This window comes from Crateriforma spongiae (assembly GCF_012290005.1).
Taxonomy (GTDB): Bacteria; Planctomycetota; Planctomycetia; order Pirellulales; family Pirellulaceae; genus Crateriforma; species Crateriforma spongiae.
This window is the reverse complement of sequence record NZ_JAAXMS010000010.1, coordinates 218,880-229,357: the sequence shown is the minus strand read 5'-3', so window position 1 is coordinate 229,357 and position 10,478 is coordinate 218,880. Positions and strand designations below refer to the sequence as shown.

General features: G+C 59.2%; 10 protein-coding genes, 1 tRNA gene and 1 pseudogene. 9 read left to right on the top strand and 3 right to left on the bottom strand.

Annotated elements, in window-relative coordinates:
- Positions 1 to 68: 68 nt before the first annotated feature.
- The 4 genes and pseudogenes from HFP54_RS26475 to HFP54_RS22940 form a co-directional block, all read left to right on the top strand.
- Positions 69 to 206 (top strand): annotated as a pseudogene (locus HFP54_RS26475) (hypothetical protein); the annotation flags it as partial.
- A 78-nt stretch (positions 207 to 284) separates the two neighbouring features.
- Complete coding sequence (locus HFP54_RS26275; protein ID WP_206036352.1) at positions 285 to 1,067, top strand: calcium-binding protein; 783 nt, start codon at positions 285 to 287, stop codon at positions 1,065 to 1,067.
- An 82-nt stretch (positions 1,068 to 1,149) separates the two neighbouring features.
- Entirely contained in the window at positions 1,150 to 1,650 is a 501-nt protein-coding gene (locus tag HFP54_RS22945) for an AAA family ATPase (RefSeq protein WP_168566938.1), read from the top strand.
- A gap of 255 nt (positions 1,651 to 1,905) precedes the next feature.
- Positions 1,906 to 3,342 (top strand): phytoene desaturase family protein, encoded by a 1,437-nt coding sequence (locus HFP54_RS22940; protein WP_168566937.1) that lies wholly within the window; start codon positions 1,906 to 1,908, stop codon positions 3,340 to 3,342.
- A 54-nt stretch (positions 3,343 to 3,396) separates the two neighbouring features.
- Here the strand turns inward: HFP54_RS22940 and HFP54_RS22935 are convergent, their stop codons facing one another.
- Positions 3,397 to 5,436 carry a heparinase II/III domain-containing protein gene (locus HFP54_RS22935; RefSeq protein ID WP_168566936.1) on the bottom strand — a complete coding sequence of 680 codons (2,040 nt, stop codon included), beginning with the start codon at positions 5,434 to 5,436 and terminating at the stop codon, positions 3,397 to 3,399.
- Between the two features lie 179 nt (positions 5,437 to 5,615).
- On the opposite strand from HFP54_RS22935, the gene HFP54_RS22930 reads away from it, so the two are divergent.
- The 5 genes from HFP54_RS22930 to HFP54_RS22910 all read left to right on the top strand — a co-directional run bounded on the left by HFP54_RS22930 (position 5,616) and on the right by HFP54_RS22910 (position 8,389).
- Positions 5,616 to 6,488: a SprT family zinc-dependent metalloprotease gene (locus HFP54_RS22930; RefSeq protein WP_235952220.1), complete on the top strand. Its 873-nt coding sequence runs from the start codon at positions 5,616 to 5,618 to the stop codon at positions 6,486 to 6,488.
- Positions 6,489 to 6,589: 101 nt separating this feature from the next.
- A complete protein-coding gene (locus HFP54_RS22925) occupies positions 6,590 to 6,901 on the top strand; it encodes an amidohydrolase (RefSeq protein ID WP_168566935.1) in 312 nt (103 codons plus the stop codon).
- Positions 6,902 to 6,909: 8 nt separating this feature from the next.
- A complete protein-coding gene (locus HFP54_RS22920; RefSeq protein WP_146412854.1) occupies positions 6,910 to 7,317 on the top strand; it encodes a hypothetical protein in 408 nt (135 codons plus the stop codon).
- Between the two features lie 83 nt (positions 7,318 to 7,400).
- Positions 7,401 to 7,483, top strand: a tRNA-Ser gene (locus HFP54_RS22915).
- Positions 7,484 to 7,786: 303 nt separating this feature from the next.
- Entirely contained in the window at positions 7,787 to 8,389 is a 603-nt protein-coding gene (locus tag HFP54_RS22910; protein WP_146412856.1) for a helix-turn-helix domain-containing protein, read from the top strand.
- A gap of 31 nt (positions 8,390 to 8,420) precedes the next feature.
- Here HFP54_RS22910 and HFP54_RS22905 read toward each other — a convergent pair whose 3' ends face one another.
- Positions 8,421 to 9,620: a phosphonoacetaldehyde reductase gene (locus HFP54_RS22905; RefSeq protein ID WP_168566934.1), complete on the bottom strand. Its 1,200-nt coding sequence runs from the start codon at positions 9,618 to 9,620 to the stop codon at positions 8,421 to 8,423.
- 50 nt (positions 9,621 to 9,670) lie between these two features.
- On the bottom strand, positions 9,671 to 10,387 hold the full coding sequence (locus tag HFP54_RS22900) for an HAD family hydrolase (protein WP_168566933.1): 717 nt from the start codon (positions 10,385 to 10,387) through the stop codon (positions 9,671 to 9,673).
- Positions 10,388 to 10,478 lie beyond the last annotated feature (91 nt).

The window sequence follows — 10,478 nt, the reverse complement described above, 5'->3', positions numbered from 1 at the left end:
GCGGATTGACGTCCGATCACGCTTATGTCTGCGACAGTTCCGCCGACGGTCAGGTTAGCATCAGTGGTGTGTTTTCCGATGATGATTTGTCGGATCTTCACACGGCGACGGTCGATTGGGGCGATGGCACTGTTGAATCGCTTGCCGTAGATCAAGTTGCCGACACGGTCAGCGGCAGTCACGGATATTTGACTGGGGGAATCTTCACTATCACGGTGACAATTGATGATGGTAATGGCGGTATCGACGTTGAGACCGCCACCGCGGTCGTCCAAGGCGTTGGGGTGGTCGACGGTACGCTGTACGTCATTGGTACGGACGGCAAAGACATCGTCAGTGCCAAGCTAGTCGGCGGCGGCAGTGACGGTGGCTCCGATGGCGGCAGTGACGGAGGTTCAGACGGTGGCCGTGATCGACGGGGCAACGAGCGTCGCGTCAAGGTCATTGCCAACCTGAATGTTCAAGGTAGCGACGGTGGTTCGGATGGCGGATCCGATGGAGGTAGCGACGGCGGGGCCGATATCTTCTACTTTGACCCGGCCGACATCCAAACCGTTCACATCGTTCTTTGCGAAGGAAACGACCACGCATCGTTGAATGGCGGGTCCGATGGTGGCTCAGACGGTGGTGGAGATGCCTGGTATGAGTCGTCCCTTATCGAAGGGAACGGAGGCAACGACAAACTCACCGGAGGAGCCGGTCGGGATGTCATTCTCGGCGGTTCAGGGAAGGACAAGCTGGACGGACGCGACGGCAACGACGTGCTTTCCGGGGGCACGGGACGCGATAGCCTCTACGGCCGCGACGGGTCGGATATCCTGATCGGAGGAGACGACAAAGATAAGCTCAAGGGAGGCCGCGATAATGACTTGCTGATCGGCGGCTTGGCGAGCAACTCCGAGGACATCGCCGCACTGGACGCGGCGCTGACGGATTGGGTCGCGGACCAGAGCACCGCACCCTCCTCGCTGGGCCTTCTATCGGACGACGGCGACAAGGATGACATGAAAGGGGAGAAGGGAGTCGACCTCTTGATTGGTTTTGGGAAGGACAAATTGAAGCAATGAGAGTGATGGATTGAGCCATTCCCCAACGCCAGCGAGTGACTCTTCGGACGATCCAGGTGATCGCTCGCGCATTGTGTATCTGATGCGCGGGTTACCAGGTTGTGGGAAGAGTCACCGGGCGTGGCGTTTGGCGGGGGATGCTGGTGTTGTCCTGGAAACAGATCAGTTCTTTTACACCCAAGTTGGTGACGATCCTGGACACTACGACTATGACGCGGAGCTTCTGCAAACGGCTCGAGACTGGAATTTTGAACGTTTTCGTTTAGCGATCCGCCAGCAGGCTTCACCCATCGTGGTGGATCGCGGTAACGGACTGAATGCGGAAACTCAGCGGTACGCCGTCCTGGCCGCTGAAAGTGGTTACCAGATCAACTTGGCCGAGCCTGATTCGCCGTGGTGGCAGGAATTGCGTGTGCTCCTGAAGTACAAGCAATACGTCGATGAAACGCTGTTCGACCAATGGGCTGAAAAGCTCTCCGAGGCGACGCGCAGGACGCATCGGGTACCGGCATCAACGATCCGGCGATGGATGCGGGCGTGGCGAGCCGAGTTGACGATCGAAGAGATCTTACAATTTGAGTAGGGTCTTCTTGAGCGTGACCGCGGCAAGTGACGCGTTGCCACCAGGCTTCAGATCGTTCCTGTCAAGTGCGATCGGCGTGCTGGCGGGCGGGTGGGTTGGGCGATCACGTTGGTGTGTGCCGACCAATTCCCAATGATCGTCGCCGGTCACTTCGCTGTGCAACCCCGAGACAATTGGGGTGGTCGTCGATTTATGCTACCTTGCCAGACGGATCTAGAGACGAGCACTTCCAACCACAAGCCACTTCCAGCAGCCTTGCCAAAAGACTTCCTAAAAAACGCCGCGGACCAGTATGACGTCATCGTGATCGGCAGTGGATTGGCCGGAATGACTAGCGCCAACATCTTGGGCCGGGCCGGTCATCGCGTCTTGCTGCTGGAACAGCACTACAAACTGGGCGGGCTGGCGACGTGGTTTCTGCGTCCCGGTGGCCACGTGTTTGACATCTCGCTGCACGGGTTCCCGCACGGGATGATCAAGTCGTGTCGCCGGTATTGGAACCGCGACATCGCCGATCGCATCGTCCAGCTGAAGAACATTCGATTCGACAATCCCCAGTTTTCACTGACGACGACCTTCAATCGCGAAGACTTCACGCGGTTATTGACGACCCGGTTCGGCATCGAACACCAAACCGTGGTCGACTTTTTCGATACCGCCCGTGGAATGAACTTCTACGACGACCAGACGACCACGACCAAGCAACTGTTCGATCGTTTCTTTCCCGGACGCAGTGATGTGGTCCGCTTGCTGATGGAACCGATCACCTATGCCAACGGTTCGACGCTGGAGGATCCCGCGATCACCTACGGCATCGTGTTCAGCAATTTCATGTCCAAGGGCGTCTTCATTTACGAAGGCGGCACCGACGATTTGGTCGGCCGCATGAAGAAGGAGCTGATCAAAAACGGCGTCGACATTGCAATTAACTGTGGCGTCGATCGGGTGGTGGTCGATGGCGGACGCGTCACCGGCGTGGAAGTCAACGGACGCCGGATCGGTTGCCGTGCGGTGGTCAGCAACGCCAATCTGAAGACCACCGTGCTGAAGATGGTGGGCGAAGATCATCTGGATCCTCAGTTCGTCCAGGACGCTCGCGATGTGCGGCTGAACAACAGCAGCACGCAAGTCTACATGGCGCTGAAGGAGGGCGAAACGATCGACGAATCCTCCGGCGATCTGTTCTTCACCAGCACGGCCGAGGAATTCCGAACCGATCTGTTGCTGTCGCGTGACATCACCAGCCGAACGTTTAGCTTTTATTACCCGAAGACTCGGCCGCAAAAAGAAAAGAAACGTTTCGCGGTCGTCAGCAGCACCAACGCCAATTGGTCGGACTGGGCGAACCTGGATGAAGCCGAATACGAGGCTAGCAAAAAGGACTTGGTGGAAACCACCATCGACGCGCTGGATCGCTACTTGCCCGGCATCCGTGAAAAGATCGACCACGCCGAAGCCGCCACGCCGCGGACGTTCCACCATTACACTCGCCACGAGACCGGTGCCAGTTTCGGGACCAAGTTCGAAGGTTTGGGGGTCAGCCGTGGGCTGCCGCAACAAGTCCACGGAATGTTCCACGCCGGCAGCGTTGGAATCATCATGAGCGGCTGGTTGGGCGCGATCAACTACGGCGTCATCGTCAGCAATGAAGTCGATCAGTTGCTGGTCCAGCCCTCACCGGCGACCGTCTGACACGGTGCCAGCGGCGCATCCTTTGGGGGCTTTCCCGTTCACCAGCGATCCCGTTCACCAACGATCCAGGGGACTCGTTGGACCACGCTGGCCCTGCCCGGTCTGGTCGTGCCCGGTCGAGCCGGGGACCAGGTGTACCGTCCAAGCCAGGCTTCCGTCATCCCCGGCGGCCGATTCAAACGCGACCATCGACGTGCCACGGTTGGGCGAATCGAATTCGCTTCGTGGCGTTGCGGTGTCGATGACCTGCCACTTTGCATCGTCGGGCCCGTCGATCGTCAGACGCAGCGATTGGCCGTCTTGTCGAAGCAGCATTCCACCGCCGGTTGAATCGGCATCGGCCTTTTCGGCTTTTGTGATCATGCCCCACCGGACGGTGTCGCCGGGTTTCAAGCCCGACAGTTCATCGCGAATGATCACGCTGCCGTCGTCTAGCATGCGAAAGCCGCGGCGGACCGATTCAGCCTGCCCGGCATACACGTCGCTCATGTCGACGATTGTCGTCGCCGACTTGTCATCGAATTTGGCGATCGTTCCGAACCCTTTCGCCCGTTGCAGTTGCCCGTTGATCACCAGTGTGTTGTGCCCCGCGTTGGACTGGCGAAAGATCGTCCAGCGGTCACTGTCTTGGCTGCGGTCCCACAGGTTCATGCCTCGCGATTCGATGCCGTGATAGCCTTCGGCGCCCAAATCAATCGCCCAGCGGACGGTATCGGCATCCAGCACGAACGAACCGACGTCCATGTTGCCGTGGTTGGCCGATGGTGAACCGGCTTTGACACCCAGAAAGGTTTGTTGCTGTGGATCCCAAGAACTGCGGTGAACGGTGATCGGCACGTCACCGCCCGGATTCCAATTCAACGGCAGCGAATTCGCCGTATCACCGGGGCTGGTATCGTCCTGCCAAATCAGTGCCAGCGGCAGCAAGCGGTTGGAACTTCTTGCGGCCGAGCGTGGGGTGACGGATTCGGCGTAACTTTGGATGCGCTGCGTTTCGCCCATCAGCCAAGCGGGCTGGTCAAACCGGGTTGCGAACCAAAACAGACACGACTGTGGCGACCGACCCGAACCGCCATCGGCATAGTTGAATGTTTCGCCGCTGGGGCCGGTGACCATGGTCAGGTAGCCGCCCGTTTTGTCAAAGCCGGGGCAGTGGCTAAGGCCAAAGTCGGTGCCCAGTGTGGTTTCCAACGCATCGATCAAGACGACGTTGAACCCCGTGCCGTAGGCCCAGTATCCGGGGCCCTCGGGGTAGCAACCCTCCGGTGCAAAGACATGCATCGACCGGGTGACGTTGTCGATCGCATTCTTGACCGTTTTGGCCGCCAGTTCCGGATGATCTTCGGCGACCGCCAACGCACCCGCGGTCAGTCCGGCGTGACAGACTTGTCCCCAGTTGTTGGTGGCGCGGACCCAGCCTTTGTGTTTGGTCTCAAACGGCAAGCTGACGCCTTTTTCAACAATGGCGTTTCGGATTTGTTGGCGTTGATCGTCCGTCATCGCGGCGAAACACCAGTCGTAGCCGATCGCCAATGCCAGGGTCATTTCACCGACGTCCAGAAAGTGGGACGGATTCCAGTCGCTGAATCGGGCGGCGGCCAACATCTCGTCGACGCATCGGTCGGCATACGCGGCGTTGTCGGTGATCTGATAGGCGGTGGCCAAGACCAACACTCGTTTGAGCGCCGTTCGTGAGACGTCCAGCAAACGCCGGCCTTCCAATTGACGCCGAACCGGCGGTGTGTCGGCCAGCCAGTCGGCTTGCCGGATCACGGCGTCGGCCAGTGTTTTGCGAAGCGGATCATCGGCGATCGAACGCTTCAGTGACGAAAACGTTTCCGCATCCGCGAACAAACGCGGATGAACCGGATCGATGGAATCGACCAGCTGGCGAACTTGATCGATCGATGCATTCGGCGGGTACGCTGTGTCGACATCGCCGGGACCGGCCGCCCACAAAAGAGGTGAACCGGGAAGCAGCAACAGCCAGGCGATCATGGCGACCGCAAGCGGACGGCATCGCCGAAAGATCGGGGGGGCGATGGAGGTATCAAAGATTCCGGTCGGACGGTGCGAGGTGGGAAACAGTGACATCGCGATGGTGTGGGATGGCGGGTAGGATGGTGGGGCATTGCCGAAGTGACGCCTTGACGAAACGCTCGTGCTGATCAAGCAAACGATCGCGGTTGTTCAAGACCATGATCGCGCGGGCCAAATTTCGTGCAGACCAAATCATCGTAGTCGTATTTCAGGGATGGAGTGCCCCCAAGTCGATGACCACGTTCCGACCGAATCGTCGCACCAAAGACGCCGACGGCCCGGCTCGCCCCAGCGCCGGCGTTGCCAAGGCATCTGCAGACGCCATTCGCCCACGTGACCCGGATCGGTTGGCCAGGCTGGCCGAACTGGTCAGCCGGCAACGGTTTGAAACCAAAGACATCCTATTCAACCAAGCCGAAATCCATCGCTTGACGTTGTCGCTTAGCCGGACCATCGATCGTCCGAATTTTCGCCGGGTCGACGTGGATGACCTGCGGCGAATGATCCGGATGTACGACGAGCGTTTTTTCGGCGGGCGATTGCTGCCGCACGCCGAAGCGGAAGGCTTGACGTTTGGGCTGTCCAAGCGGATGACGCGGATCGCCGGAAAGATGGTGACGCACTACTCCACCGATCGCATTCGTGGGCCTCGCAAGTTCGAATTGGTGCTTTCATCGACCCTGCTGTTTCAAACGTTCCGGGACGTCGACCGGCCCGTCGAAGTCACCGGCCGCCGGTGTCGCGACCGATTGGAAGCGATGCAGCGAATCGCCGAACATGAGTTGGTGCATTTGACCGAGATGCTGATTTGGAACGACGGCAATTGTGACCAAGCCCGTTTTCAATCGATCGCGCGTCGCTATTTCGCCCACACCGATTACCAGCACGATTTGATCACCCAACAGGAACGTGCGGCACGGAAGTTCAATTTGCGGGTGGGGGATGCGGTCCGGTTTCGTTTTCAGGACCGCTGGTTGGTCGGGCGGATCAATCGAATCACACGACGGGCGACGGTTTTGGTGGAAGACCCCAAGGGCGAAACGTTCTCCGACGGTGGGCGATATCTGCGGTATTACGTGCCGCTGGAACATCTGCAGCGGGCTTGATCGACGGGCGATTCGGCTTGACGGTTTGTGCCGTCGTGCGGTAATCCACTTGGCTGATTTATCCCCACCCCCGAATTCTTCGCTTGCGGAGTGTTTTCGCCATGTTTCGATTGGTTCTTTTGGCCTCTGTACTCGCTCTGAGCCCGCTGACGGCGACCGCCGCGGAAATCGTTCGTTATCGCTGTGTCGAATGGAAGGCGAAGCACATCCACGAGAAAAAGAAGGCCGACACGATCGCCGAGACGCTGAAAAAGCTGAAGTGCGAAGTCAAGCGACACGCCCACGGTGATCACGAAGACGTCCAATACCGATGCCCCAAATGGCAGGCGTTGAACCTGAAGACGCACGACGAAGCCCACAAGTGGGAAAAGTGGCTGAAGGAATACGGTTTCCAAACCGAACACAAGCATTGATCGACGTGATGAATCCTCTTTCCGCGGTCGGTGCGGCTCGGTCCGCGGTCCAGGCCGCCGGCGATGTGATTTCGCAGGTCTCCCGGGCCGGTCTGGATACCTTTGACTCTGTGTTGAACGGAGATTCGTCCGACGCGACGGCCGTCCCCGCCGGAGCTGCGGATTCCGGGGATGTCAGTGCGGCGGAACAACTGAAATCTTTGCTCACCGAGCGATTGGTCGGTGCCGGCATTTCGGTCGATCCACCTGTTTCCCTTCGCGTCGCGACCGACGGCCGTCTGGAAACCGATCCCGATGACCCCAGATCACCGGCGATCGAGGCGTTGATCCGTGACGATGTCCGGGTCCGATCCGCCGCGGCCCAGGCCTCTGTCCCCTCGACGGCGTTGACCTTAACGATCGGTCCGGCTGAGTGAGCGAAAACCGTGCCGTGATTGGGATCGGAGGCCAATTGCGGCTTGACGATTCTGTCGGGTCCGTGGACATTGGGTGCACCCCCGGAGGATATGCGAATTGGCTAGCAGACTGATTCGAAATCAGTTGCCCCTTATGGGGTTGCGGGTTCGAGTCCCGTGTCCTCCGCCTTGCCTGCCCAACGCCCTGTCGTGTCTTCGTGCACGCGGGGCGTTTTTTCGTTGCGTCGGGGCATCGCTGATCGGGGGCTGCGATCATTTCGGCCACCGAGTTTGCTTGTGTGTTTTGCCCGTCAATTGCTCGGCGCCATGACAGGTCGGCTGGTCGCCCGCGGTGGGATGCAAGCCGACGATTGCCATGCCCTGATCGCCGCTTTCTTGCTCCGCTGTCCGTGCCTCAAAGCGTTCGGCCACCCTTCACCTATCGGGGGGGCACAGTTACTATTGAACGCAACAGAGGAGACACGTTCGGATGAATTTGACTGAATTGGCACAGCGGCTCAAACGCGTCCGACTGCAACGCGGGCTGACCCTGGAACAGGTGGCCACCCAAGCCGGCTTGTCTCGAGGTTGGTTGTCCAAAGTCGAAAACTTTCGTCTGACACCTTCGTTGCCAGCGCTATCAGAGATCGCATCCGTTCTGGACGTTTCCTTGTCGGAACTTTTCGAAGGCTTGGAAGCGGAACCCGGCCTGGTGGTGGTGCGAAGCGACCAGCGAGTGGAGTATCGCCGCGACGAACCGGTCAGCAAAATTCGATACGCCAGCCTGGCTCACGCTCGGCCCAAACGCAGCATGGATCCGTTCCTGTTGAAAGTGCCCGTCGAAGATGATCGTGAAAAGCTGCCGCACAAGGGCGAGGAATTTCTGTACGTCTTGTCGGGGCAAGCTCGTTTGGATTACGGCGACGATTCGCACGAACTGAATCCGGGCGACAGCGTTTACTTCGACGGCGAAGTCCCCCATCGCGTCGTTTGCCGCGACGGTGAAGAGTGCGAAGTCTTGGTCGTCTTTCATGACGTTGGTGGCGAAGCGTCCGATCACATTGTCGCCGACGAAGTGGCCGAGGACGCTTGATTCGTCACCAGAAAAGATTGCATCCGGCGACTTAAGCCGTGTATCCACGACGTAGTAGCTCGTGAAGCTCCGTGGTGTCCAAACGCCGCGGGTTGTTCCCAAGCCGAACCGGGTCCACCGAGGCGGCGATTTCGGCCAAGCGGTTTTCACCGATTCCGGCCTCCGACAGGGAATTCGGCAAACCAATTTGACGCAACAGGTCCGACATTACACCCGGCATCTGTGCCGGTGTGGTGTTCAGCACCGATGCAGCTTGATCGACATGTTCGCAAACGGCTTCCGCACCCCGCGGGTCGTTACAGTTCGTTGCATCGGTGGTCGCATTGGCCGCAGCCAGTGGTCCCAGGGTTAAGGCGACGGCGTGGCCATGCGCGATCCCAAACCGTTGGGTCAATTGGTACGACAGTGCATGGGAAGCGGTCGTTTTGCTGATGTTGATCGCTTGGCCGGCCAAGTGGGCGCCCCACATCATTTGGAAACGGCTGCCTTCATCCGCTTCGCAAACGCTGGGGACCAGGCATTCAGCGATCAGGCGTCCGCCGGCATGGGCATAGCGTGCCGATATTTCGGTGCGGCCCACCGCCCATAGCGATTCGATCGCCTGGGACAACGCATCCATCCCGGTGCACGCGGCGATCGATGCCGGCATGGCCGCATGCAGTCGTGGGTCCATGATCACTACCGCGGGACGCATGCGTTCGTCAGAGATCGATTGCTTTCGCCCGTCGACGTAGATCGCGGCGAACTGCGTCGCTTCGCTGCCGGTTCCTGAAGTGCTGGGGGCCGCCATCAACGGCAAAGGTGAAAGTGATTCCGTTGATCCGCCGCGGCAGACGTCCCGTTGTCGATCGGCGTTTTCCGATCCGGCCAGCGCGGCCATCTTGGCGACGTCCAAACAGGTCCCACCGCCGATCGCGATGACCGAGTCGGCTCGGTGCTCCGCCGCGGCATTGGCCGCCCGCAACGCTTCGTCGCTGGTCGGGTTGGGGGTGAATTCGTCAAACCATTGGCAATCAAAGTCGGCCAGCGCCGCTTGCACGTTCGCCGACAAGTTCGACGCGGTGACCGCACGACGATCGATAACCACCAATGGGCGACTGCAGTGCGTTTGCTTCAACACGCTGCCCATGCGATCAATCGAATTCAGGTAGCTTTGTTCAGTGTCCTCCAGGCACCGAACGACGTCGGCGGGCAGACGATCAGCCAAGGTGTCGTAGGTTGGTGTCGGCATGGACACGATGGTCTCCGGTGCATTGGTGTGTTTGTTTGGCGTCTTGGATATCACGCGTTTGCCCCAGGCGATGATGGATCAATGTGTGGAAGGATCTCTTGCAAAGATTCGATGGCGTGAACGTTTCGATAAGCCGGGTCCACCGGTTCTTCGAACAGCGGACGGGTCCGCTCGCTCAGCACCGCAGCCACCCATGCACAGCCAGCCGCCAAGCCTTGTTGGACATCACTGACGCTGTCGCCGACTTTGGCAACACGCCGGGGATCACTTTCACCCAATTGTCTCATCAAATGATGGATCATGCCGGGATCGGGGCGGCCGGCGGCCTGGTCACTGCTGACCGTCGCATCGATATGCTCGTGCCAGGACAATCGGTCCAAAATGGTATCCAGGGTTGGCCGGTCAAAACCGGTGTCCAGTGCAACCTTGATGCCGCGATCCCGTAGCGTTTGAAAGACATCCACCGCACCATCGGTCGGAACGACGCTGGGCGAATATCGATAGTACGCAATCATGCGGTTTTGAAAGTCCCGGTGAGTGTCGTCCACCAAGTCGTCGGTAATCGTCAGCGATGCATCTTGCGACAGCAGTGTTCGGATCGCATCGGGTTTGGGCGTCCCCATCAGCGGATTGACGGCCTGGGCATCGGTCGGGACTCCCGCGGCAGTCACCGCTTCGCTGACACAACGGGCGACGGCATTTTCCCTATCGGAAACCGTGGTCCCGGCGACGTCGAAAACGATCATGCTGATCTTTGGTCCGCTCATCGACGGTCAGCCTGACATGAAAGAGTCAATATCGTTGCCAAATACAAAACGGTTGCCGGCCGATGATGGCACCTGTGATCGACACGGCCGA

Excerpts from the sequence above, each read along its gene's own strand:
- HFP54_RS22910 (WP_146412856.1), top strand. The coding sequence starts at position 7,787 with ATGAATTTGACTGAATTGGCACAGCGGCTCAAACGCGTCCGACTGCAA.
- HFP54_RS22930 (WP_235952220.1), top strand. The coding sequence starts at position 5,616 with ATGACCACGTTCCGACCGAATCGTCGCACCAAAGACGCCGACGGCCCG.
- HFP54_RS22925 (WP_168566935.1), top strand. The coding sequence starts at position 6,590 with ATGTTTCGATTGGTTCTTTTGGCCTCTGTACTCGCTCTGAGCCCGCTG.
- HFP54_RS22920 (WP_146412854.1), top strand. The coding sequence starts at position 6,910 with ATGAATCCTCTTTCCGCGGTCGGTGCGGCTCGGTCCGCGGTCCAGGCC.
- HFP54_RS22935 (WP_168566936.1), bottom strand. The coding sequence starts at position 5,436 with ATGTCACTGTTTCCCACCTCGCACCGTCCGACCGGAATCTTTGATACC.
- HFP54_RS22945 (WP_168566938.1), top strand. The coding sequence starts at position 1,150 with ATGCGCGGGTTACCAGGTTGTGGGAAGAGTCACCGGGCGTGGCGTTTG.
- HFP54_RS22905 (WP_168566934.1), bottom strand. The coding sequence starts at position 9,620 with ATGCCGACACCAACCTACGACACCTTGGCTGATCGTCTGCCCGCCGAC.
- HFP54_RS22900 (WP_168566933.1), bottom strand. The coding sequence starts at position 10,387 with ATGAGCGGACCAAAGATCAGCATGATCGTTTTCGACGTCGCCGGGACC.